The sequence below is a fragment of the Methylomonas sp. LL1 genome (assembly GCF_015711015.1).
Lineage (GTDB): Bacteria > Pseudomonadota > Gammaproteobacteria > Methylococcales > Methylomonadaceae > Methylomonas.
This window is the reverse complement of the sequence record NZ_CP064653.1, coordinates 4,024,972-4,047,059: the sequence shown is the minus strand read 5'-3', so window position 1 is coordinate 4,047,059 and position 22,088 is coordinate 4,024,972. Positions and strand designations below refer to the sequence as shown.

25 protein-coding genes and 2 pseudogenes are annotated in these 22,088 nt (G+C 49.3%); 20 read left to right on the top strand and 7 right to left on the bottom strand.

Annotation, left to right across the window (positions count from 1 at the left end; translation table 11 throughout):
* The first annotated feature begins 5 nt into the window (after nt 1–5).
* The 14 genes from IVG45_RS18995 (at nt 6) to IVG45_RS18930 (ending at nt 10,336) form a co-directional block, all read left to right on the top strand.
* On the top strand, nt 6–218 hold the full coding sequence (locus tag IVG45_RS18995) for a hypothetical protein (RefSeq protein WP_196435334.1): 213 nt from the start codon (nt 6–8) through the stop codon (nt 216–218).
* Nucleotides 211–498, top strand: a complete 288-nt coding sequence (locus IVG45_RS18990; RefSeq protein ID WP_196435333.1) for a type II toxin-antitoxin system RelE/ParE family toxin — start codon at nt 211–213, stop codon at nt 496–498. The genes IVG45_RS18995 and IVG45_RS18990 overlap by 8 nt, the downstream gene beginning before the upstream one ends.
* The gene (locus IVG45_RS18985) at nt 495–2,342 is read left to right on the top strand and encodes a GmrSD restriction endonuclease domain-containing protein (RefSeq protein ID WP_196435332.1); all 1,848 of its coding nucleotides are present in this window, start codon (nt 495–497) and stop codon (nt 2,340–2,342) included. Before IVG45_RS18990 ends, IVG45_RS18985 begins: the two co-directional genes overlap by 4 nt.
* Nucleotides 2,339–3,814, top strand: coding sequence for a class I SAM-dependent DNA methyltransferase (locus tag IVG45_RS18980; RefSeq protein ID WP_230874655.1), 1,476 nt, complete (start codon nt 2,339–2,341; stop codon nt 3,812–3,814). Before IVG45_RS18985 ends, IVG45_RS18980 begins: the two co-directional genes overlap by 4 nt.
* Nucleotides 3,815–4,210: 396 nt before the next feature.
* A complete protein-coding gene (locus IVG45_RS18975) occupies nt 4,211–4,939 on the top strand; it encodes a HipA family kinase (RefSeq protein WP_196435331.1) in 729 nt (242 codons plus the stop codon).
* Nucleotides 4,936–5,748: a DUF3037 domain-containing protein gene (locus tag IVG45_RS18970; RefSeq protein WP_196435330.1), complete on the top strand. Its 813-nt coding sequence runs from the start codon at nt 4,936–4,938 to the stop codon at nt 5,746–5,748. Before IVG45_RS18975 ends, IVG45_RS18970 begins: the two co-directional genes overlap by 4 nt.
* A 325-nt stretch (nt 5,749–6,073) precedes the next feature.
* Nucleotides 6,074–6,466, top strand: a complete 393-nt coding sequence (locus IVG45_RS18965) for a hypothetical protein (protein WP_196435329.1) — start codon at nt 6,074–6,076, stop codon at nt 6,464–6,466.
* Nucleotides 6,466–7,719, top strand: coding sequence for a tyrosine-type recombinase/integrase (locus IVG45_RS18960; RefSeq protein ID WP_196435328.1), 1,254 nt, complete (start codon nt 6,466–6,468; stop codon nt 7,717–7,719). Before IVG45_RS18965 ends, IVG45_RS18960 begins: the two co-directional genes overlap by 1 nt.
* Nucleotides 7,720–7,826: 107 nt before the next feature.
* Nucleotides 7,827–8,105 carry a type II toxin-antitoxin system RelE/ParE family toxin gene (locus IVG45_RS18955; protein WP_196435327.1) on the top strand — a complete coding sequence of 93 codons (279 nt, stop codon included), beginning with the start codon at nt 7,827–7,829 and terminating at the stop codon, nt 8,103–8,105.
* Between the two features lie 13 nt (nt 8,106–8,118).
* Nucleotides 8,119–8,415 carry a HigA family addiction module antitoxin gene (locus tag IVG45_RS18950; protein WP_196435326.1) on the top strand — a complete coding sequence of 99 codons (297 nt, stop codon included), beginning with the start codon at nt 8,119–8,121 and terminating at the stop codon, nt 8,413–8,415.
* Nucleotides 8,416–8,521: 106 nt separating this feature from the next.
* On the top strand, nt 8,522–9,157 hold the full coding sequence (locus IVG45_RS18945) for a hypothetical protein (protein WP_196435325.1): 636 nt from the start codon (nt 8,522–8,524) through the stop codon (nt 9,155–9,157).
* Between the two features lie 143 nt (nt 9,158–9,300).
* A complete protein-coding gene (locus IVG45_RS18940) occupies nt 9,301–9,552 on the top strand; it encodes a hypothetical protein (protein ID WP_196435324.1) in 252 nt (83 codons plus the stop codon).
* Between the two features lie 189 nt (nt 9,553–9,741).
* On the top strand, nt 9,742–9,918 hold the full coding sequence (locus IVG45_RS18935; protein ID WP_196435323.1) for a hypothetical protein: 177 nt from the start codon (nt 9,742–9,744) through the stop codon (nt 9,916–9,918).
* 4 nt (nt 9,919–9,922) lie between these two features.
* On the top strand, nt 9,923–10,336 hold the full coding sequence (locus IVG45_RS18930) for a helix-turn-helix domain-containing protein (RefSeq protein ID WP_196435322.1): 414 nt from the start codon (nt 9,923–9,925) through the stop codon (nt 10,334–10,336).
* A 244-nt stretch (nt 10,337–10,580) separates the two neighbouring features.
* On the opposite strand, the pseudogene IVG45_RS18925 reads toward IVG45_RS18930, so the two are convergent.
* The 3 genes and pseudogenes from IVG45_RS18925 to IVG45_RS18910 form a co-directional block, all read right to left on the bottom strand.
* Nucleotides 10,581–11,737, bottom strand: a pseudogene (locus IVG45_RS18925) (IS3 family transposase).
* Between the two features lie 71 nt (nt 11,738–11,808).
* Nucleotides 11,809–12,192, bottom strand: a complete 384-nt coding sequence (locus IVG45_RS18915) for a type II toxin-antitoxin system VapC family toxin (RefSeq protein ID WP_196435321.1) — start codon at nt 12,190–12,192, stop codon at nt 11,809–11,811.
* On the bottom strand, nt 12,182–12,442 hold the full coding sequence (locus IVG45_RS18910) for a hypothetical protein (RefSeq protein ID WP_196435320.1): 261 nt from the start codon (nt 12,440–12,442) through the stop codon (nt 12,182–12,184). Before IVG45_RS18910 ends, IVG45_RS18915 begins: the two co-directional genes overlap by 11 nt.
* A gap of 381 nt (nt 12,443–12,823) precedes the next feature.
* Between IVG45_RS18910 and IVG45_RS18905 the strand changes: the two genes are divergently transcribed.
* Nucleotides 12,824–13,222 carry a hypothetical protein gene (locus IVG45_RS18905; protein WP_196435319.1) on the top strand — a complete coding sequence of 133 codons (399 nt, stop codon included), beginning with the start codon at nt 12,824–12,826 and terminating at the stop codon, nt 13,220–13,222.
* Nucleotides 13,223–13,422: 200 nt separating this feature from the next.
* On the opposite strand, the gene IVG45_RS18900 is transcribed toward IVG45_RS18905, so the two are convergent.
* Entirely contained in the window at nt 13,423–14,649 is a 1,227-nt protein-coding gene (locus tag IVG45_RS18900; protein WP_196435318.1) for an IS256 family transposase, read from the bottom strand.
* 708 nt (nt 14,650–15,357) lie between these two features.
* Between IVG45_RS18900 and IVG45_RS18895 the strand changes: the two are divergent.
* Nucleotides 15,358–15,759: pseudogene (locus IVG45_RS18895) on the top strand (IS110 family transposase); the annotation flags it as partial.
* Nucleotides 15,760–15,776: 17 nt separating this feature from the next.
* Here IVG45_RS18895 and IVG45_RS18890 read toward each other — a convergent pair.
* The 3 genes from IVG45_RS18890 to IVG45_RS18880 form a co-directional block, all read right to left on the bottom strand.
* Nucleotides 15,777–16,583, bottom strand: coding sequence for a LytR/AlgR family response regulator transcription factor (locus IVG45_RS18890; protein WP_196435316.1), 807 nt, complete (start codon nt 16,581–16,583; stop codon nt 15,777–15,779).
* A complete protein-coding gene (locus IVG45_RS18885; RefSeq protein WP_230874654.1) occupies nt 16,580–17,743 on the bottom strand; it encodes a sensor histidine kinase in 1,164 nt (387 codons plus the stop codon). The genes IVG45_RS18890 and IVG45_RS18885 overlap by 4 nt, the downstream gene beginning before the upstream one ends.
* Before the next feature lie 123 nt (nt 17,744–17,866).
* Nucleotides 17,867–18,955, bottom strand: a complete 1,089-nt coding sequence (locus IVG45_RS18880) for a sensor histidine kinase (RefSeq protein ID WP_230874653.1) — start codon at nt 18,953–18,955, stop codon at nt 17,867–17,869.
* A gap of 431 nt (nt 18,956–19,386) precedes the next feature.
* On the opposite strand from IVG45_RS18880, the gene IVG45_RS18875 reads away from it, so the two are divergent.
* From IVG45_RS18875 to IVG45_RS18860, 4 genes are all read left to right on the top strand, one after another.
* Nucleotides 19,387–19,779, top strand: a complete 393-nt coding sequence (locus IVG45_RS18875; protein ID WP_196435315.1) for a hypothetical protein — start codon at nt 19,387–19,389, stop codon at nt 19,777–19,779.
* A gap of 242 nt (nt 19,780–20,021) precedes the next feature.
* Nucleotides 20,022–20,765 (top strand): Lcl domain-containing protein, encoded by a 744-nt coding sequence (locus tag IVG45_RS18870; protein ID WP_196435314.1) that lies wholly within the window; start codon nt 20,022–20,024, stop codon nt 20,763–20,765.
* A 35-nt stretch (nt 20,766–20,800) separates the two neighbouring features.
* On the top strand, nt 20,801–21,385 hold the full coding sequence (locus IVG45_RS18865) for a hypothetical protein (RefSeq protein WP_196435313.1): 585 nt from the start codon (nt 20,801–20,803) through the stop codon (nt 21,383–21,385).
* Between the two features lie 97 nt (nt 21,386–21,482).
* Nucleotides 21,483–22,079 carry a hypothetical protein gene (locus IVG45_RS18860; RefSeq protein WP_196435312.1) on the top strand — a complete coding sequence of 199 codons (597 nt, stop codon included), beginning with the start codon at nt 21,483–21,485 and terminating at the stop codon, nt 22,077–22,079.
* Nucleotides 22,080–22,088 lie beyond the last annotated feature (9 nt).

The window sequence follows — 22,088 nt, the reverse complement described above, 5'->3', positions numbered from 1 at the left end:
GACCCATGTTAAACATTGAAATCGACAACCCGGAACTGGAAGCCAGCCTGCAACAGTTGTTCGGCAATAACCAGCAGTCCATTGCCCGCGCCTTCGCCGAGTTTGTGCAGCAACGCAAAATCAAGCAGGACATTGGCGTATCGATTGCCCAGCTAGACGCGGGTGAAGGCCTGTCGCTGCGCGAGACCATGCAATCGATCCGCTCGCAATATGAGTGAATACTACATTGTCTTTTCACCGCGCGCCCGACAGCGTTTGGCGGAAGTGGCCGATTATCTCTACCAACAAAACCTTTCGCAGCGTTTTGTTCTGGACTATCTGCAACGCTTTGAGGATTGGCTGAATACGCTGCTGCTGCAGTTTCCCGAGTCGGGCACGCCGATGCCGGAGTTTGGCGACAATATTCGCCGGGTGGTGTATCAGCAATACAGTTTCCTTTATCGCCTGAAGGGCAACAGCATCGAAATCTTAACCGTGTACCGCGAAAATCAGCCATGAGTAGCTTTGACAGCACCAAAACCCCATTACCGGACATCATCAAACAAATCACTGAAGGCAAATTACAGCTGCCGGATTTTCAGCGCGGCTGGGTGTGGGATGACGATCATGTACGGTCTTTGCTGGTCAGTGTGGCGCGTTCGTTTCCGGTCGGTGCGGTGATGCTGCTGGAAACCGGCGGCGATGTGCGCTTTCAGGTGCGGCCGATTGAGAACGTCAGTTTTAATGGTTCGATACCCGAGCCGGACCGGCTGATTTTGGACGGCCAACAGCGTTTAACGTCATTGACCCAGGTGTTGGCATTGGATACACCGGTGAAAACCTTTAATGAAAAGGGTAAGCCAATCAACCGCTATTACTACATCGATATTGAAGCGGCGCTGCTGGATGAGCAACTGGATGATGTATTTGTGGCGGTGGAAGAGGATAGAACGCTTAAAACCAACTTTGGTCGTGATATTCGCTTAGACCTCTCTTCTCGGCAGAAAGAATGTGAAGCGCTTTATTTCCCCTGTAACCAAATCTTGAGTTATGGCGCATGGCTGACTGATCTTCATAAATTTAACCCTGAGAAAGTCGGCATGTTTCTCACGGATTTCTTGCCTAAAGTCATTACCGCTTTTACCAGCTATCAACTGCCAGTGATTGCACTGGGTAAGTCGACCAGCAAGGAAGCAGTGTGTTTGGTGTTTGAAAAGGTTAACACTGGCGGTGTGCCTTTGTCGGTGTTTGAGTTGGTTACCGCCAGCTTCGCCGCTGATGGTTTTAACTTGCGTGATGATTGGTATGGCAGTGCTTTGCGAAAAGTGCCTGGCCGTGTGGCACGAATACATGCCGAGCCAGTTCTGGAGGCTGTGGAGCCGACTGATTTTTTACAGGCTGTGAGTTTGTTGCACACTCGGGAACGACGGTTAAGCGATATTGAGGCAGGTAAAACCGGTAAGGCTATCTCTGCTGTGAGTGCCAAGCGGGTTTCCGTGTTGTCTTTGTCGCTGGCGGATTATCAACGGTGGGCTGATGAAGTCGAAAAAGGCTTTTTATTAGCAGCCAAGTTTTTGCGTAAAGAATGCTTTTTTACGGCGCGCGATTTGCCTTATCGGACGCAATTGGTGCCTTTGGCAGCGGTGTTGTCCTGTTTAAAAGAACGCTGGCTGGAGCCGAAAATTCACGCCAAGCTTTGCCAATGGTTTTGGTGTGGCGTTTTGGGTGAGTTATACGGTGGCGCGGTTGAAACCCGTATCGCTAATGACTTGGAGGAATTGTTAGCCTGGATTGATGGCAAGGGCGACGAGCCGCGAACTATTTACGAGGCATCTTTTTTACCAAACCGACTTTATACCCTGCGTTCGCGTTTGAGTGCTGCGTATAAAGGCTTGAACACCTTGGTGCTGCGCGAAGGCGCCCATGACTTTTTCTGGAAAGCTACGATACAAGAGCTGGACCATGAAGAGGTGGCTTTGGATATTCATCATATCTTTCCCAAGGCTTGGTGTGAGAGTCCAGAAAGAAAAATCAAACCTGACATTTTCAATGCCATCATCAACAAAACGCCGATTTCCTATAAAGCCAATCGCATGATCGGTGGCAAAGCGCCATCCAACTATTTAACATCTATTCAATCGCATGTTCAGGTTGGGCTTAACGATGAAGCCATGGATGCTATTTTGCAGAGCCACCTGATCGACCCTGCCAGCTTGAGGGCTGATGACTTTAATTTGTTTTATGCAAGAAGGCAGGACAGTTTGTTGACGATTGTAGAAAAAGCCATGGGCAAAGTAATTGAGCGTGGTGTGAATACGAGCCATGACGAAGCAGATATGGACAATCCGGGGGATGGTCTATGAATGCTGAATCGATTGTTTCCAAAGTCTGGAGTTTTTGCACCACCCTGCGCGATGACGGCGTGGGTTATGGCGATTACCTGGAGCAACTGACCTATCTGATCTTTTTAAAAATGGCGGATGAATACAGTCGGCCACCGCATAACCGCAATGTCGGCATTCCAGCCGAATACAACTGGCAAAGTCTGAAAGCCAAAAAAGGCGCGGCGCTGGAAGGTCATTACGTGATGCTGTTGCGCGAGCTGGGCAATAAATCCGGCATGTTGGGGCAAATCTTCACCAAGGCGCAAAACAAGATTCAGGACCCAGCCAAGCTGTCGCGCTTGATCGATATGGTCAACGACACCGATTGGGTGGTGATGGGCGCGGATACAAAAGGCACGATCTACGAGGGTTTGCTGGAGAAAAACGCCGAGGATACCAAGTCCGGCGCGGGGCAATACTTTACGCCACGGGCGCTGATTAAGGCGATGGTGGAGTGTGTGCGGCCAGAACCGGGCAAGTCGATTGCTGATCCGGCTTGCGGCACAGGCGGTTTCTTTTTGGCAGCCTATGACTTTTTAAAAGCCAATTACCCGCTGGATAAAAAGCAGTTAGCATTTTTAAAGCACGAAACTTTTTATGGTAACGAAATCGTCGCCAATACCCGCCGCATGTGCTTGATGAATATGTTTTTGCATAACATCGGCGAGATTGACGGCAATAGTGCCATTTCATCGAACGATGCCTTGGTGTCTCCGCCCACTGAAACCGTTGACTACGTGCTGGCCAATCCGCCGTTTGGCAAGAAAAGCAGCATGACGTTTACCAATGAGGAAGGCGAACAGGAAAAGGATGATCTGACCTATAACCGTCAGGATTTCTGGGCGACCACTTCCAACAAACAGCTGAATTTTGTGCAGCATATTCGCAGCCTGTTGAAAATCGCCGGTCGTGCCGCCGTGGTAGTACCGGATAACGTGTTGTTTGAAGGCGGTGCCGGTGAAACGGTACGCAAAAAGCTGATGCAGAATACCGACTTACACACCATCTTACGTTTGCCGACCGGGATTTTTTACGCCAACGGCGTGAAAGCCAACGTGCTGTTTTTCGATAACCGCGAAGCCAGCCCCACCCCGTGGACCAAGGAAATCTGGTATTACGATTACCGCACCAATATCCATCACACCCTGAAAAAGAAACCGCTACGGTTTGAGGATTTGCAGGACTTTATAGGCTGCTACAACCCGGCCAACCGCCATCAACGTAGCGAAACCTGGAACGAACAAATCAACCTGGAAGGCCGCTGGCGCAAATTCAGCTATGAGCAAATCCTGGCGAGGGATAAGACCAGTCTGGACATTTTCTGGCTGAAGGATAAATCACTGGCCGATCTGGATAACCTGCCGGAGCCTGACGATATTGCCGCCGAGATTATTGAGAACGTAGAAGCGGGGCTGGCTTGTTTTCGGGAGATCGCTGGGGTGTTGGGTTAATTTCAAACTGATGAGGTTGGTTAAAATGCCTATTACGGAACAAATGATTTTGGAATGTTACGAAGCATGGCGAAATGGAAACAGAAACTACGTTCCAGATGGCATGAATGCCAATTCAGCCAGTATGACTATGCTTTGGCTTGATAGCCTGTTCAATGGTCATCCCTATCATAGAGACGGTAGTGCCATGCAATACAGAGTCATTCTTGGACGTATTCGCGAGGATTATGGGCCAGAGCGAGCTCGGTTCGCGCGAGATGTCTTGCTCGAACATTGTGAATGGTCGCTGGAGAATCACGGTAAGCCAATGCATAGACATCGCGATGTTTTAAGACATTTTTGAATTCGTGAAGAAAATTAAGAAAAAAGTGTTTAAGCCGGATTCCGTAAAGCTCAATGCTTGAGATCGTTGAAATTATCAGGCCGGCCGACCAAGGCAGAACCACACCGTTTTTATGTACGGCTTGTGATGGCAATAGCTATTTTGTAAAAGGCTATGCGGCTTCTAGCATAGGTTTGGTCAAAGAATGGATGGGGGCAAATCTGGCTCAAGCCTTCGGTTTACCGGTACCAGAGTTCCAGCTTGCCTATTTAGCCGACGCTTTAGCGAATGCTTATGAAGGTCCTGCAGCTTCCGAACTGAAAGGTGGGTATGTCTTTGCGTCCAAACAGATTCCATCAGTTACCGAGCTCAAGTTTGAAACTATTCCGCACCTAGATAAGACTACAAGGCTTGCTGTGTTGCTTTTCGATTTATGGGTTGAGCATGAAGATCGAACACTGACCGAACTGGGTGGCAATCCTAATTTGTTATGGAAGCCTGACGAATCAAAGTTGTATGTTATTGACCACAATCTGATTTTTGATCCAGCGTTTAGTCATGAAAGTTTTTGGACTACGCATGTGTTCAAATCTGAGTTCCGTAACAAACAGGATGACTTTATAGAAAAGCAAACGTTTGAAGCGCGGATGCAAAAGGCACTGGACAGTTGGCAATCAGCATGGGATAAAGTCCCGCCAGAGTGGTTGGAGTATAACGCAGACTACTCTATATTTAATCCTAACCAACATATCCAACGCCTGACCGATGACGCCAACGGTAACCTTTGGTTGAAACTGCCATGAACAGACAAGTTTGCAAATACAACATTATCCGTTTTCAGCCTTTTGCTGAAACACAAGAATTCGCCAACATCGGCGTGGTGTTGTTTGCAACTGCGTCTAAGCGTCTGGAATTTAGGTTATTGGAAAGCCGCCAGCACAAACGAATAACCGATTTTTTCGATCCGTTAAACAAGGATGTTTTTGGTTATGCCGTAAAAATTGTCAGAGCCGAAATCGAGCGTATCCAGAAGTTTTATGATTTTGGCGGCCGGGTCGACGCCAACCTTTACGCGGAATTGACTCGCTGCCGTGAGGATATTGTTCGATTTAGCGATAGCAGGGTTTTATTCTGCGACGATCCGATAGCGAAGGTGGAACAACTGTTTGATCATTACATTCAGCGCAGCTTTGCGAACGAGCCAAGCTACGAAGAAAAAATGAGAAAACAAGTTAAAGAATTGCTATTAAGTCATAACCTGGGAGATGTCTACAAGTCTGCCGTCATAGGCGATGCGGGCAGATATAAGGTAACTTTTCCTTTTGTGCGGAAAAGTGATCACCGCAAAGCTATCAAACCGATTCAATTCTTGCATGATGATGCCACTGCTTTGATCGACCATGGGCGTGAATGGTTATCTAAAGTCGAACTCCTCAGCAGATTTGATTTCATCGCGCCAGAGGAAGTGCTGTTTGCTTACAAAACTAAAGCACCAAGCGAGAGAGCAGAATTTGACCCTTTTGATGAAGTCAGAAAGATGGCGGAGAAACTTGGTGTGACCATGATAGACATGGCTGCTAGCGATGAAATTGTTAAGTTTGCGAACTGCTAGTTCAGATAATCTAAGCACCAAAACTACAGTAAAAACTACAGTGGTTCATATTGCCTCATACTACTTTTAACAACTTTACACGAATTCAAACAGCTGATAAGCTATTGATTATAGGGAGTTATAAGTAGTATGCAGTTGCTAGATAGTTGTTTGAATCGAACTTTTAATGCGATGGTCGTGCGTTCGAATCGCACACGACCCACCATCACAAGCTTTTGATATTAAAAGCAAAATCAACTGGATTGCCGTCGAGTTGAAGCAACATAACCGCAGTAAGGCGCAAATTTAGGCGCACTCTGCATTATTTGCTCAATGAGGTGGCGTAATGAACCAGCAAGACCAATCCATTCAAAGCTCGCAAAACATCGTTTTGTCCGGGCAACCTTCTCCCGATTCTCAAACTCATCAAGAAAAGCTCGCGGATTATCACGTGGAATTCTATTGCGTGGCTGATTCTGACGGCAAGTATTACGGCCCGTTATTTGCAACCAAGGCGCAAAACGATATTGTTTTACAACATATTCGTTCGATCTTTCCTAACGCTCACGGCGAACAATACAAATCCTATTTCAGGTCCGAACATGATGCCGGCCGGCAAGAGCTGTTGTCTAAAATCGTTGGCATTGGCCCAGAAAGCGACCGACTGATCGAACAACTAAAACTGCAGTATGCACCTGGGGATTCTAACCAAGTCGATCAAATCAGCGAGGGCGTGTAATGGCTTACATTCGACCTCTTTCAAACGGCAACTTCCGAGCCGATGTCCGCCTGAAAGGCATCGTCAAAAACAAAACCTTCCCATCCGAAAAACTCGCACAAGCCTGGGCCGATAATATCGAGTGTGGCATTAAAGCTATTTTGAACCTGGATCAGGCGCAATTAATGGCGCTGTCGGATGACGAAATTTACGCCTTGGGCGGCGAGGAGCTATTCAAGCAGTTGGGTATCGACCTGTTTGCCATTCGGCATGCCGCAAAACTGGAAGCCATAAACGCACTATCCAAAAAAAAGTTGTTACAGCTTTCCGTACAAGAAATCGAGCGCATGGGCGGGGCCGAACTATTCGTCAAGGCCGGCAAGCGCATCCGCTACAAGACTTTTCGCGAAGTCTGCAACGAGTATCTGGCGCGTTGGAACAAGAAAGATTACCAGGGCCAGATGCAGCGGGTTGATTACTGGTGCAATGCCTTCGGCGACCGCATCATGACCGACATCGACATCTTCGACTTGCGGGAACACGTTGACGACATGATCGATGCCGGCGAACGGACTACAACGATAAACCGCAAGAAGGCCGTACTGTCCAGCGTCTACAAATTCGCCCTCAGTCGCGGTTATGTCGATGAAAACCTTGTTCGCAGTGTGGTGGTAGACGATGACACTAAGCGCCGGGATCGAGTGTTATCTGATCAAGAGCGCCAGCGCTTAATCAAAGCTTGCAAGGAATCGCACTGGAATAAGCTCTATCTTCTAGTCATCATGGCCATGACCACCGGAGCCCGGAAAGGCGAATTGATGAACTTACGCTGGAGCGATGTCAGCTTCAAGGATAATACCGGTTTTCTGGGCGATACCAAAAACGGCACCAGCCGTGAGCTGTATCTTGCGCCGGTCGTCATGACCGAACTGAAACGCCATCAGGAAGTAGGGGCCGGTCTTATCTTTCCATCGGCCGAGTTACCGGAACAACCGATGGATTTCCGCAAAGCCTGGCGGAATACTCTGAAGGCGGCCAACATTTCCGACAGAGACATCCTGAACCCCGACGGCAGCGTCAAACTGGAGAAATTCACCTTCCACTGCCTTCGGCACGGTTTCTGCTCTGCCCTTTCCGACTCGGGCAAGGAGATCAACCAAATAGCCAAGCTGGCCGGTCACAAGAGCATTCAGACCACCATGCGCTACATCCATCAAGGTCGCGATCAGAAACGGCAGATTGTCAACGAACTGGCGCTGGCGTTTAACCTGTAAAGGCTAGTAGCCGGCCAAGCCTTAGCCAGGCTGGCCGGCATCTTTCTGGCACTTGAATAATTTGCCACTATACTTGTCAAGCGTAAAGCATCGAGATACACTTAATCATGATCAAAAGTTTCCGCCATAAAGGCATACAACAATTTATCGAAACCGGATCGAAATCTGGCATCAATGCCGAACACGCTCCAAAGCTTTCCAGGCAATTGTTATTGCTCAACGCAGCCAAATCACCGCAAGAAATGGATGTGGCTGGCTGGAAGCTTCACCCGTTGAAGGGCGACTTGATTGAACACTGGGCCGTCAAGGTCAGCGGGAACTGGCGCCTCACCTTCATGTTCGAAGGCGAAGACGCCGTATTGGTCGATTATCAAGATTATCACTGACAGGTAGGCACTCATGACGATGTTCAATCCCCCACACCCCGGCAGCATTTTGAAAGAGGACGTGTTACCCGAGCTGGGTATCGGCGTCACCGAAGCCGCCGCACAGCTTGGCGTTTCCCGCGTTGCCTTATCCCGTGTCGTCAACGGCCGGGCGGCGATCAGCGCCGATATGGCAATCCGCCTGGAAGCCTGGATGAACGGCCCGACCGCCGACACCTGGGTGCGCATGCAAGCCGAATACGACTTGTGGCAGGCCCGGCAAAAGCCAAAGCCGAACGTCACGCCGATTGAACGGCCGCACGCGGCATAACGAATATCCGAATTAACCAGCCTATCCCGACGGGGAGAAAAGCGGCGTCATTAACCGCCTGGCTGGTTATCCAATTTTAATGACATGCACTTGAATGGAGTGGGAAATGGTTGCTGATTTAATAAAAACACTGGAAGAAAAAAGAAAAGAGTTATACAAAGATTTTATTAGCCAAATTATTAGTATTCCATCATCTAATAGGTCAGCAGATACTCATTATGAGTATGTTGAGACTGGGGAAGTCAAGAGGATAAGAGAAATAATTGAAAAGCATCCTAAGCCTAAAGAGTTACAAGAATTTGAAAATGAATATGATAAGTTAGCATATGAAATAATTGGATTTAAACGAATTATATCTAAAGAAGAGTTTATAAAAATTATTCCTGACCTGAATGCCGAAATTGTATTCTATTTGCTTAGGAGAATGAGTAAACAGGATGAATATAATACAAAATGGAATGTTGAATTTAATAAAAAAACCGAGCAGTTACGCGCTTCTAATGGGAAAACTAAAAAGACAAACAATAAATGGAGCGATTGGGATAAAAAAATAGAAGGTTACCTAGAGGAAGGAATAGTTGAGGCAATAATTATCAGGTTAATTGGCGACGCTATTGAGAAAAGTGGCGAGTGGAATGAGCTATCTAGGCAGGAAAAAGGAAAAATTGTGACAAGGCCTGATATTGGAACAATCCGAAACAGAATAAAAAAAATAAAAAATGAATTGAAAAATAAAGGTTGATACTCTCAATGTTGCAAAATGCAGTTTGCATCATTATTTTTGGTGCAAACTGCATTTTGCACAACTAATTACAACCCAAGGTATTTACCCGCCAAAACCAAATCAATACCATTGGTTTCACTAATCCAAACGAGGTGAAACAAATGAACACAGCAACAAATCAATCCGCAGTCCCGGCGAACGCCTGGCAAGTCAACATCACGCTGGACGACATTATCCCGTCCGGCGATGTCCCTAAGAAATACCCACATCTTTATACCGAAAAGTCATGGAAATGGGCTGTTTTGCAGCGCAAGCATAATGGCTTGTCCATGGCATTCCGCAAGATCGGCAAAACGCTTTTCGTCAATACACGAGTTCTAGCCGAGTGCATCGATTCTCAAATTGATACCTAACCGCATATTAAATGCGTTGCAATGCCTTATATTTTAAAGCTTGCAATTAATTAGGCGCAGAAAAAGGCGCAAACTCCCGGTATCAAAGACTTCAACTCGACGGCAAATCAATAGAAGAAACACCGGAAATGCGCCCAACGTGCGATATGAATTTATCCCGCCTTTTTGGCGGTATTGCTGAGCATTACTGTGAACGAAAAAAACATCAAAGATATTTTACGTGAAAACGGGCTTTTGGAAACGATTGAAGGTCAATTTATTTCACCAATAATTATTGCGCGAATAATACCTGAACGCAAAAAAGGAATTGCGATTGTAAAAGATAAACATAATAACCGCCTTGGAACATTGCGCTGGCCAAAATAAACATATGGATTATTACCAGCGGTGCGAATGGGCCTTTGCCCAACAAGGTATAAGCTCGGCGGAGAAGTTTATTTTGGTCGCAATGGCAAAACGCGCAGGCAACGACTTGGCCGAGTATTACCAGAGTATTGCATCGCTGAGCGAAGAAACAGCTTTGAATCGCAAGACGGCTATCAAGTCACTTAAAGCCTTGTCCGAATCCGGATTTATTAGCGATACCGGAAAGCGCGTTGGCGATACCAAGCAGGTGGTCGTTTACCAAATCAACGGTATTTTTGAAATGATCAAGAAATCCAAATCAGACGATTTAAGCAGTACCAAAAACGGAACAATTCCAAAATCGGAACAGTTCCAATTACCCCCCGAAACAGTCCCAAATTTACGCGGAAACAGTCCCAAATTTGGGACACGGAACTAATACAGGAACTAATAAGGGAACTAAAAACAATAACGAGCATGAAAATTCGTTTTTCGAATTTTACGATGGTTACCCAGGCCATCGGAAGAATCGTACTGAAGCGAAAATAGCATGGAACAAGCTCAAACTATCCGAAGAGCTGATTACGGAAATCATATCGGGACTGGATCGGGCGAAACAATCCCGGGATTGGCTGAAGGATGACGGACAGTACTGATGTGTCAACACTTTTCCGGACACACAGCTAAGCAGCTTTAAGCTGCACTTCGTAGTCAACGGGCGACAGGTAGCCATTGGCGGAATGAAGTCGCTCGCGGTTATAAAACACTTCGATATATTCGAATACGGCCTGCCTGGCCTCGGATCGGGTTCGATAGGTCTGGTGATGTATCAACTCGGTTTTCAGGGTATGAAAGAAACTTTCCGAGACGGCATTATCCCAGCAGTTTCCCTTACGACTCATGCTTTGCCGGATGCCGTGTTGCGTTAATAAGGCTCGATGGCTGTCCGATGCATATTGGCTGCCGCGATCGGTATGCCATAGCAAGCCTTTCTCGGGCTTGCGCTTCCAAACCGCCATCAGTAGCGCATCGTTCACCAGTTTGGTCCGCATATGTTCGGCCATAGACCAGCCCACGACTTGCCGGGAATAGAGATCAATCACCACGGCCAGATACAGCCAGCCCTCCTGCGTATGGATATAGGTGGTGTCGCCGGCATAGACTTGATTGGGCTTTTCCACGGCAAATTGCCGATCCAGGTGATTGGACGCAACCGGTTGATGATGCTTCGAATTCGTCGTGGCTTTGAATTTGCGCTTGGTTTTACAGGCCAACCCCGCTTCCCGCATCAAACGACCGATACGGCGGCGGCTGACGGTTCGGTTCTGAGCGGATAAGGCGGCTTTGAGACGGCGCGTACCGTAGGTTGCCCGGCTTTTGCCAAAGGTGCTTTGGATCATCTCGGATAGGGCGGCATCGTCTTGTTCGCCCGCAGAGGGGCCTTGCTTCAGCCAGTCGTAGTAGGCGCTTCGGGATACCCTCATGAACCGGCACAGGGTATCTACCGCAAAGTCCTCTGCATGCTGCTTGATCCAGGCGTACTTCATCTTTGTTCCTTGGCGAAGTACGCCGCTGCCTTTTTTAGTAAATCGCGCTCCTCGGTCAATCGGGCCACTTCCTTCTTAAGGCGCTTGAGTTCATCGTACAGATGTTCATCGGTACGGACCGCTTTATTGCTGTCTTTGGGGCGACTGTATTTTCCTATCCAGGTATGCAAGGTATTGACGTTAATGCCAAGATCCTGGGCTACCTGGCTGATCGGTTTATCGGATTCATTCGCCAACTTGACGGCTGAGGCTCTGAATTCGGCTGTATAGGTATTGGGTTTTTCTTGGCTCATTTTGGATTCACGCTTTTTCAGGTTATTTTAAAAAGTGTGTCCGGTTTAGTGTAGCCACATCAGTTTAGTGATTATTCGTTAAGTTGATAATGGTCGAGCAACAAGCCATTGATTTGAGAAAAGTGTTTGATGTTGCTGGTGCATAACAATTCATTGTGTGCCATAGCCGTTGCGGCAATTAAAGCATCGCCCATTTCCATGCTATGGCTTAGTGCAAATTGTCGAACCAACTGTCGTGCATGGTAAGAAATCCCATGATCGATCTCATGGATGGTGAACTGCAGCACCTGAAGCATTTTTTCAAACGTTGCCAATTCCTTTTTATTCCGGCAAAACGGAACGTATTCCATATAGGTAACTGCCGAAATTGACCGTTGTTGGGTGTTCATGATCAATTCTTTTGCTGATTCCACACCTCGATCGGCATAAATCAAAATATTGGTGTCAAAGATCACTCAGTGAACTCCGGCGACCTTTGCGAATAGTGCGTAATTCATCTTCCACATTAGCAATGCCGGAATCACGGTGCATACCGAAAAATTCATTCATTGCCGCTTCTTGCTCTTGTGAGTTAACAGCTGGAGCGGCAGGGTGAACGACGCCAAGCGTTTGACCATGATACGTAATTTCAACGGTTTCCCCCCGCTTGAGGGCATCTATGAGTACTTTGTGCTTTGACTGAAGTTGGGAGGCTGTGAGTTGCATACTGAATACAAATAAATATTTATAAGTATATAATTTATCATATTTTCCGTGATTAGTACAAACCCAACAATGGGTTTTCAGTGTTTGGAAGCCTAAAACCTTACGCGAGATTTACGCGACTTAGTTATGCTCAGTTGTGATTCGTCGTGTCGCGTAGACAGACCAAGCAAAGTTATAATACAAATAAAAACAATAAGTTACAGATAGTAAATTGCACTTTTAATGCGATGGCCGTGCGTTCGAACCGCACACGACCCACCATCACAAGCTTTTGATATTAAAAGCAAAATCAACTGGATTGCCGTCGAGTTGAAGCAACATAACCGCAGTAAGGCGAAAATTTAGGCGCACTCTGCATTATTTGCTCAATGAGGTGGCGTAATGAACCAATCAAACCAATCCCTTCAAGTCTCAAAAAACGATAGTTTTTCTGAGCAAATCCAACCAAACCAAAATCGCACTGAAAACCACAGCCAGATCGCGCCTCTCAGCTATAACGTTGATGCATTTGCCGTTGGAACCAAGCATAAGATTCTCAGCGAGCACTTCGCCTTAAAAGAGCGCGCTGACCAATGGGCGAAGGAAGCTGACCCAGAGAAGCGCCAGGAATTATTTCTTCATAGCACGACTTATTATTTTGGTTCTGAATTTTCTAGATACCGGCAGAATGTGCTTACATTGATCATTGGCGCAACGCGCGGTCTGTATTTCGTGATCCATGGTGGCGATGATTCCGTAAAGAGGCGTCGGTATTCGACAAGGCACAGCTCAAGGTCTTAAAAAACCTCGATGACAAACCAGCAGGCGGCGCGGTCGTTTCGCAATCAAGCAGCATTATCGACAAAATCCCGGTAATCGGCCCGGCCATCAAAGCCATTGGCAAAACTGCAATCGGTGGCGGCTTGTTGGGCTTGTTGGCTAAAGGTGGCAAGGCGTTAAAGCGTATGAAGGTGTCCTGAATTTTGTGTAAACGGGTTTAATTAACGGTTTGGCATCCGGTCGTCGAACTGAATGCTAAACCGATTTAAAGCCGCTTTCCAGTCATGCAATGGCATGGTCCATTTTTTACTGATATTCATCAGCGCCAGATAAAACAGTTTCGATAATGCCTCGTCATTGGGGAAAGAGCCACGATTTTTGGTGATTTTCCTCAGGCTCATATTGACCGACTCAATGGCATTGGTGGTGTAGATGATTCGGCGTATTTCCGGCGGATAGTCGAAAAACGGGATGACCCGACTCCAGTTACGCCGCCATATCTGGGCAATCGAAGGATAATCGCCATTCCATTGTGCCTCGAACTCAGCCAATTGCTGCTCGGCTTCTGCAACGGTAGCCGATTGATAAATCCGCTTGAGGTCATCGGCAATCCGTTTGCGCATTTTCCAATTGACATAGTTCAGGCTGTTACGCACCAGATGGACGATGCAAAGCTGAACGGCGGTTTGCGGATAAACGGTTTCGATGGCTTCGGGAAACCCTTTCAGCCCATCGACACAGGCGATAAAAATGTCCTGCACGCCGCGATTTTTCAGTTCGGTGACCACCTGTAACCAGAACTTAGCCCCTTCGGTTTGGGCGATCCATAACCCCAGAACTTTCTTCTCGCCATTCAGATTGATACCAATCGCCAGATAGACGGCTTTGACCCGCACAGCGCCGGTATCGCGCACTTTGACGTGTATGCAGTCGAGATAGACAATGGGATAAACCGGTTCCAGCGGGCGCGATTGCCAGGTTTTAACTTCATCGGCTACCGCATCGGTGACCGAGGAAATCAACGAAGGCGAAACCTCGGTGCCATACAGCTCTTCCAGATGACTCTGAATTTCTCGGACCGTCATTCCACGCGCATACAGCGAAATGATCTTGTCGTCGAAGCCAGTCCAGCGCGTTTGATGTTTGGCGACGATTTGCGGCTCGAAGCTGCCATGACGGTCACGCGGAATCTCAATCGGTAATTCGCCGAAGTCGCCTTTCAGGTTTTTTCGGCTTTTGCCATTACGGGCATTGCCACTCGGATTGGTGATGGGGTCATGCTTGGCGTGGCCCAGATGTTCGGTCAGTTCGGCTTCCAACGCACGTTCCACCAGCGCCTTGGTTAATTGCTTCAACAGACCGTTTTCACCAATCAGGTCTTCGGGTTTTTGATAACCCGATAGCAAGGTATCGAGCAATTCGGTTGGGATGGATTTTAATACGGTCATTTTTGCTCCTTTAAGGATCGGCAGTTTCCCGCCTAATGGCCGTTTACACAAAAATTCTTACACCCTCAAGCGTATCCGATCATGTAATGCCGTCAACTTCTCCAAAAGATTGTCGCCATAGCTGCGCCACATCACACCATCGAGTCCGGGCGCCGAATTTCGCTTTAACGCAAAATAACTCTGTTCCAGAAGCGCAATGGAAATGTGATGCAGTAAGGCGGTGAACTGTACATCCTTCTTTTGTCGCGCCGCTTGGCGCACACCAGCCAATCCACCCGACGCAGTACCCCAGCTCTGAGTCCGGACTGCGGTTGCCTGACCGGTGTTCCTCTTGGGCAAAGCCCTTCCCTCCACAGCCTCCGCCAAGGACATGTCCTCGTTGTTCGGTTACTTCATCAGTACTACGGCTTTGTCCGACTTCTCATCTGCGTACATATTTATCGCTCAGTTTCTACCTCAATAAGCCGGCTCGACATGCCTATCGAGCACAGATGAGACCTCCCAGGTTCCGTACAAAGGACTTCTCCACATGCTTGGGGTCTACGACTGCGCGAGGTTTGGACTCATGCTGGACAAAATGCATGAACCAATATTGCTTTCTCCTCAACTGCACGGGATCAGCACCTCGAAGTTAGACCCATTTCGCAGCTCAATACCCAGCCTGTGGTCTCCCCTGTGAACGCTTCACGTTTACCCTGGGAGGTTTTAATGGAATTATCGGCGGTTTATCGTTGCGTGGCGGCCTTGGATGTTCACCAAGCCAAACTCACCGTGTGCATATTGTTTGAAAACGACCAGGGCGAGGTCGTGACCCAAATCCGCGAGTTTGGAGGCTTTAAACGGGATCGGCGCGAGATGGCGGCCTGGGTGGCGTCCTTTCAACCTGAATGGGTCGTGATGGAAAGCACCGGCGTCTATTGGAAGAGTCCCTATGCGGCTTTGGAGTGGCATGGTTTGAAGCTGGCCGTGGTCAATGCGCGGCATGTCAAGCAAGTACCCGGCCGCAAAACGGATATCAACGACGCCCAATGGTTGGCGATTCTGGCCCGCAGTGGCTTGCTGCGCGGCGGCTTCGTGCCGCCTCGGCATTTTCGTGAATATCGGTTACTCTATGGCAAACCCACGTTCTAACGCAGTGCGTTTGATGGATTAATTTCCCAATTTTTGGTGAGCTGGTTACGTACGACGGCGGCGTAAGTTCTGCCTATCCTAACCTCAGTGCCGTCCTTCATGACGGCCACCATGGCGGCGAACGGCGCTTGTTTAATACGGGTAATGGCGTTACGCCGCACGATGGTGCTGCGGTGAATGCGAATGAAATCTTCCGGGCTTAGGCGTTGTTCCAGGGCGGTCAGCGTTTCGTGGTAGAGGTACTCCGCCCCGTCGACATGAATGCGCACATAGTCGCGCTCGGCCTGGATTCGGATGATCCTGTCCTCGGTGATGCGGATGTGTTCTCTGCGGACCTTGACCCAAAATTCTTGGTTTTGCCTGGGTTGTTCGCGCAAGGCGTGCTTGAGGGCAGCGATGGTTTCTTGCAACTCGGCGATACGGTCGGTTTGGTTGCGCGCGGCGACGGCGGATTTTGCCCTTTCCATCGCCAGCCCGAAACGGCCCGGTTCGACGGGTTTGGTCAAGTAGTCGACGGCATTGGCTTCGAATGCCCGTAATGCATGATGATCGAAGGCGGTGACGAAGACGACGATGGGCGGCTCCGGGCCTAATTGTTCCAGCACGTCGAAACCGCTGCCGCCGGGCATCAGGATATCCAGCAGCAGGATGTCCGGCTGCAATTCGAGTGTCTTGCTACGTGCTTCCACGACGTCCGCCGCTTGTTCGATGCGGCCGACCCAATTTAATTTGCCCAACAAACGAACCAACCGGCGCCGGGCGAGCGGTTCGTCATCGACAACGAGCACGGTAAACCCCGTCATGTTTGCCTCCAGGGTAGTTCCATGGCGACGAGGTAGCGGCCGGATGAAATACATCCGGCTGAAAAGTGTGAATCTTCTTGAAACCGGGCGCGCAAGCGCTCTTCGACGTTACGCAATCCAACGCCCATGCCAGGAGGGCGATTTTCTTTGGTGTCGCCGCGCGGCATATCGTTTTCTACAGTGATATTCAGCCGGTCGGCGATGCGGGAAGCGCTGAGCACGATTTCGACCGGACCGCTGGTGGCGCCGACGCCGTGTTTGATGGCATTTTCGATCAATGGCTGGAGGATCAGGCTGGGAACGAGAGCAGCGCGCGCGTTTTCCGGGATGTCGGTTTTGAACGTCAAACGGTCGGAGAATCGCTCGCGCTCGATCTCCAAATATTCTTCCTGCAAGGCAATTTCATCGGCGAGAGAGACATCGTGCATCGGATCTAGCGTCAGCGTGGTGCGCATAAAAGTGGACAGAGAAAGCACCATGCGTTCGGCGCGTGTAGCCGCGCCTTCTTCGATCAGCCCGGCAATGGAGTTGAGGGTGTTGAACAGAAAATGCGGATTGATCTGGTAGCGGAGAGCTTTCATTTGCGCGGAAATTGCTTCTTCTCGAACCGCTGCCAATTGGCGTTCCCGATCTCTGACATCAAAACTGTACAACAGGGTAAGAAACACACTGGACCAACCGAAATACATGGCCCAACACATGAACAGCTCCTGGATATTGTCCATCTTCAGGTTATCGGTGGCATAGAGCATTTTGTAAAGCTCTCTTCTTGAAATGAAATCCGCTATGGAAACAACGGCAGAGATAAAGAAGCATATGATGATGTTGTGAATCATCCTGTTTTTGCGGAGATGCCAGACTGCAACCGACATGATGAAAAATGACGTGAGTCCAGACATGATTTCGACCAATACGGAATGACCGGCGAAATCTGCCGTAACATCTTTGTAGGCTTCTGGACCGGGAATATATGAGGATATGCCGAAGAATAAAGTGGTCAGGAGCAGGTAGGCCACTCCCAGCCTGAAGGCGTCTCCAAACAGGGATTCACGAGGCGGTATTCCATCCTCGATCTGAAGTTGTAAAGATTGGCTGCTAATGCGTCCGACTGGAGATTGATCTAGCCGGAGAGTCGACAATCTTTCTTTGGTGTTTTGCATGGTGACTGCCTCAGGACGACACTCTAGCAACGAAATTCAAGGTCAAGCAGGCACCCCAACGGTTACAAAGGATGCGGTGTTCGGCCAACCAGGGGCATACCCTTGCGGATACGGAAATCCAGTTCATGCGCTTCTCCAAGGCAGACTAATGGCGGCCCTGTAACGGCTGGGGGATATTCGGCCCGCGAGAAAACCGGCGGCATCCTGAAAGCGCACGCGCAGACGCTCTTCCACGTTGCGCAGACCCACGCCTATGCCTGGACGGGAATCGGCGGATGCATCGTCTCTCGGCATATCGTTTTCGACAATAACATGAAGCCGGTTATCTTCGCGATAGGCACTGAGCGTGACTTCCACGGGGCCAACCGTCGCACCGACGCCATGCTTGATCGAGTTTTCAATCAAAGGCTGAAGAATAAGGCTGGGTACAAGGGCGGACTTCACGCCGTCCGGCACGGAGATTTTGAACGTCATGCGGTCGGCGAATCGCTCGCGTTCGATCTCCAGATACTCTTCCTGCAGGGCGATTTCGTCGGCGAGCGATACATCGTGCATAGGATCGAGGGCAAGCGTGGTGCGCATGAAGGTCGATAGCGACAGTACCATGCGCTCGGCGCGCGTGGCGGCACCCTCTTCGATCAGCCCGGCAATGGAGTTGAGCGTATTGAACAGAAAATGCGGATTGATCTGGTAGCGGAGTGCTTGCATTTGGGCAGCTAGCGCTTCCTTACGTGCAATTTCCAGGAGTCGTTCGCGCTCCAGCACTTCGAAGTTGTCTAGTGCGGCGACAAATAAACAACTCCAGCCGAACAGCATGGAAACCCCTTCAATCAACGTGTAACCGGAATAAAGCGGATCGAAGTTAACGGGTTTGGGATATTGGCAAATGGTGTAGTTGATGAAGTCGATTGCCGTATAGATAGGCGCGGTGACGGCCGCCATCAGAAAGCACAGCAGGGCTTTTTGCAAGAAGTTCAGCCTATGCCGCAGGCGAATCAACAGCCTTGCCATCAGATAGGTCATGACCGCGCTTATTCCGAACAACACGACTTTAAGCGGGGCGGACTCGATCGGGTCTATGTTGATGAAGTACCCCAGGATGCTGTCTGCGACAAACATGCAGAGCCAGTACAGAATATTGAGACGTAACGCAGCCTGCAGGACTCCGCAGGATTCTGGTGTGTCGTCGGTGGTCATGGCAGGCGTATTCATGCGTGCATTATCGCCTGCTCTGGCAGGTTTTCGAATGCATTTGGTCGTCGATTTTTCGCCATTCGCAGAAATTTTTCGCCTTCGTAGAAGGCTAATGGCGCTTGGAAGAAATTGACGGGAATTCGCAAACAGGCGTTTTTACAATGCAACCAATCCAAGTGACAGCTTGCAAGCCGGGATGAATTACGGTTCCGGTTGCGTCTGATCCATTGCCTGCCGCTACCCGTTTCGGGCAGGCACTGAATTGGGAAACCGGAAAAACGTAGCATTTCACTGCTTTTGCGAAATACAGCACTGACCGCAGACGTAACCTAAGTCCCTTCGATCCCCTCGCACGGCGCCAAAGCCTTGCCAGCTAGTTCAAGACGTTAGGCATATCTTCACGCTCCTATGCCCAACGTTTCCTTTATTTGGAGCGGTGGAAAATCAAAATGGCACAAAAAGTTCTGGCGGTCGCTCTCTTATTGATGTTTTCCGGCTGCGCAACAACCACCAATAACACTTCCGCTCAAGGAAGCAACCAGGCCGAGAAGAAAATATCGATGGCTATTGGCCGCGAAATTGGCAACTTTAAAATCACCAACTCTCAGGTAACAGAAGCACCGGCCGGTTATAACGGCATGCAGTACACCGTTAAAACGGATGATGGAGCCACCTTCAAATGTGAAATTTTAGAGCCGTCCGGGTTTGGCAAAGTCGCGACTTGGGGTATGGCGAGCGGGGCGGACGCTATGTGCACTGATTTTACCAAAGGCTCGAGCGACATCGGAAAAACCAACAACGCGAGCTGCAACGCCCTGCTTCGGGCTGCCGGCAAATGCTGACGATATACCCAAGCAAACTCCGCCAGCGGACGGCAGGCGCTACCCCTTCTCCGGCACTTGATCGAATGTATTTCGTGGTCGATTTATCGCTGCAGGCAGAATTTTTTCTCCTTGGCAGGCGTATGGCAACCGTTGAAAGAATTGGAATAGGAGCGGTGAACACGAATTTTTACAATGCAGTCACTGTGTAATGTTTGTGATGGTTATTTTATTTTTAAAGAAGACTTCTATGGAGAAATACGATGAAACGTCGAACCCTCTGCTGTGCACTAGCAGCGTTCTCATCCTTGGTGTTTGAAAATGCTCATGCACAGTTGTTTGACCGTGGTGGCGGCCTGATTTATGACAGCGGTCTCAACGTCACCTGGCTGGCCGACGCCAATTACGCCAAAACCAGCGGCTACGACGCCGAAGGCAAAATGAGCTGGCAAAACGCCATGGCCTGGGTCAGCAACCTCAATTACTTCGACAGCGTACGCCACACGACATACAACGACTGGCGATTGCCAGACTTCACCGATTTGGGCGGAGCGGGCTGCGATTACGGCTATAGCGGCACCGATTGCGGATTTAACGTATCGACGTCAAGCTCCGAACTGGCACATCTGTTCTACGGCGATTTTGCGAACAAAGGCGCTCTGGATTCGCGCGGCCTAAACCAATCCGGCTACGGTCTCGTTGACGACCCGAATGACCCCGACGACGAAAGCTTATTCAACAACCTGCAATCGTATGCTTATTGGATGGGGCGCTCGTACACGATCCCCGGAGCAAGTACACCGGACACTGCCGCATGGTATCTGCAATTTTCAACCGGCATGCAAAACACTATCAGTAAAGGCACTCAATATTACGTGCTGGCGGTACGCGATGGCGACGTAGCGGCGATGCAGCCGGTGCCTATACCGGCCACAGTTTGGTTGTTCGGCAGCGCACTACTGGGTTTTGGGTTCCGGAAATCCGGAAGACGTAACTGCTTAGCTTAGTGAATGTTGTTATTCATAAAACTTGAGGAATCGTTATGAAATTGATCTTAAAAACAAGCCTATTGGCAGCGACGCTGCTTTGCTCGGTTAATGCAAACGCAAGCAGAACCATCGTCGATTTCGAAGGCATTACTTCCCAAGGACTGGTGGACGGTTATGGCGGCATATCAGGCTGGAATGAAGCGGCCGCAATGCTAAACACCTATTCGATATACCAAAACCCGCAGCCGGACATGGGCGATGCTTATCTCGCCTTTGGTTTTATGAGCGGAGAGCTGCGCTTCGACTCGGCACCGGTCATTTTCGAAGGCATGTACTATCAATTCGTCGGTTTCGACAAACAAGTTAGTTACGACCTTTATTATCACGACCAGCTGGTATACAGCGCACCGCTAGTCCCGGAAAACCAACCGGACGACATTTACTGGTTGGCATCCGGGTACAGCGGCCTGATCGATAAAATTTATTTTTACGGCACGTCGGACGGCGTCGTCATCGATAATCTGACTTACTCGACGGCGGCGCCCGTACCTTTGCCGGGAGCGGTATGGGTCTTTGCCAGCGGGCTGCTTGGCTTATTGCTGCAAAACCGCAGGCATTCGTCCAGATCAATGAATTGAAAGCCGCGTTGTATCTAAATACAGGCTCGCACTGAGGGTATCTAAAAGAGGACACCTTGATTGCAGTAAAAGCCGAAAATCGATAGGAGTGAAAATAGTGAAGAATAAACAACAATTTATTGCCTCGTTGCTTGCCTTCGGATTGTCCATGTCGGCACATGCCTCGACCGTGGTGACATTCGAGGATATTTCCCCGAATGATCTGGCGGATGGCTACGGCGGCATATCGGGATGGAGCGCCCTGGGAGGCACCGGGATCGGCGATAAAGCCTTCGGCGGCAATGGCCATTACACATTTTGGGGCAACGAAGGCATGCTCAGCTTCGATCATGCACCGGTTGTGTTTCAAGGCACGTATTACAAGGCGTTTCCCCTGCAACAGGATTATCAGTCTCCTTTGACGGCCATTGAGCTTTGGTATCAGGGCAATAGGGTGAGTAGCTTCCAATATTCGGGTGCGCCGCTCCAGAGCATGGTGTGGCTGGGATCGGGCTATGCAGGGCTCGTCGACCACGTTTACTTCAGAGGCGGTTTAACAGGTTTTTCGATCGACGACCTGACCTATGATACCGTCAGTTCTGTGCCGTTACCGGCAAGTTGGGCACTGTTCGCCGGTGGAGCCGCCTTGCTGGGATTCGCGCGGCGTCGTATCGTTTCTCCCTTTCAAGATCGCGAAAATGAAAATTACCGGTAATCCTGGGCT

Excerpts from the sequence above, each read along its gene's own strand:
- IVG45_RS18995 (WP_196435334.1), top strand. The coding sequence starts at position 6 with ATGTTAAACATTGAAATCGACAACCCGGAACTGGAAGCCAGCCTGCAA.
- IVG45_RS18990 (WP_196435333.1), top strand. The coding sequence starts at position 211 with ATGAGTGAATACTACATTGTCTTTTCACCGCGCGCCCGACAGCGTTTG.
- IVG45_RS18985 (WP_196435332.1), top strand. The coding sequence starts at position 495 with ATGAGTAGCTTTGACAGCACCAAAACCCCATTACCGGACATCATCAAA.
- IVG45_RS18980 (WP_230874655.1), top strand. The coding sequence starts at position 2,339 with ATGAATGCTGAATCGATTGTTTCCAAAGTCTGGAGTTTTTGCACCACC.
- IVG45_RS18975 (WP_196435331.1), top strand. The coding sequence starts at position 4,211 with ATGCTTGAGATCGTTGAAATTATCAGGCCGGCCGACCAAGGCAGAACC.
- IVG45_RS18970 (WP_196435330.1), top strand. The coding sequence starts at position 4,936 with ATGAACAGACAAGTTTGCAAATACAACATTATCCGTTTTCAGCCTTTT.
- IVG45_RS18965 (WP_196435329.1), top strand. The coding sequence starts at position 6,074 with ATGAACCAGCAAGACCAATCCATTCAAAGCTCGCAAAACATCGTTTTG.
- IVG45_RS18960 (WP_196435328.1), top strand. The coding sequence starts at position 6,466 with ATGGCTTACATTCGACCTCTTTCAAACGGCAACTTCCGAGCCGATGTC.
- IVG45_RS18955 (WP_196435327.1), top strand. The coding sequence starts at position 7,827 with ATGATCAAAAGTTTCCGCCATAAAGGCATACAACAATTTATCGAAACC.
- IVG45_RS18950 (WP_196435326.1), top strand. The coding sequence starts at position 8,119 with ATGACGATGTTCAATCCCCCACACCCCGGCAGCATTTTGAAAGAGGAC.
- IVG45_RS18945 (WP_196435325.1), top strand. The coding sequence starts at position 8,522 with ATGGTTGCTGATTTAATAAAAACACTGGAAGAAAAAAGAAAAGAGTTA.
- IVG45_RS18940 (WP_196435324.1), top strand. The coding sequence starts at position 9,301 with ATGAACACAGCAACAAATCAATCCGCAGTCCCGGCGAACGCCTGGCAA.
- IVG45_RS18930 (WP_196435322.1), top strand. The coding sequence starts at position 9,923 with ATGGATTATTACCAGCGGTGCGAATGGGCCTTTGCCCAACAAGGTATA.
- IVG45_RS18910 (WP_196435320.1), bottom strand. The coding sequence starts at position 12,442 with ATGCAACTCACAGCCTCCCAACTTCAGTCAAAGCACAAAGTACTCATA.
- IVG45_RS18905 (WP_196435319.1), top strand. The coding sequence starts at position 12,824 with ATGAACCAATCAAACCAATCCCTTCAAGTCTCAAAAAACGATAGTTTT.
- IVG45_RS18900 (WP_196435318.1), bottom strand. The coding sequence starts at position 14,649 with ATGACCGTATTAAAATCCATCCCAACCGAATTGCTCGATACCTTGCTA.
- IVG45_RS18890 (WP_196435316.1), bottom strand. The coding sequence starts at position 16,583 with ATGACGGGGTTTACCGTGCTCGTTGTCGATGACGAACCGCTCGCCCGG.
- IVG45_RS18885 (WP_230874654.1), bottom strand. The coding sequence starts at position 17,743 with ATGCAAAACACCAAAGAAAGATTGTCGACTCTCCGGCTAGATCAATCT.
- IVG45_RS18880 (WP_230874653.1), bottom strand. The coding sequence starts at position 18,955 with ATGAATACGCCTGCCATGACCACCGACGACACACCAGAATCCTGCGGA.
- IVG45_RS18875 (WP_196435315.1), top strand. The coding sequence starts at position 19,387 with ATGGCACAAAAAGTTCTGGCGGTCGCTCTCTTATTGATGTTTTCCGGC.
- IVG45_RS18870 (WP_196435314.1), top strand. The coding sequence starts at position 20,022 with ATGAAACGTCGAACCCTCTGCTGTGCACTAGCAGCGTTCTCATCCTTG.
- IVG45_RS18865 (WP_196435313.1), top strand. The coding sequence starts at position 20,801 with ATGAAATTGATCTTAAAAACAAGCCTATTGGCAGCGACGCTGCTTTGC.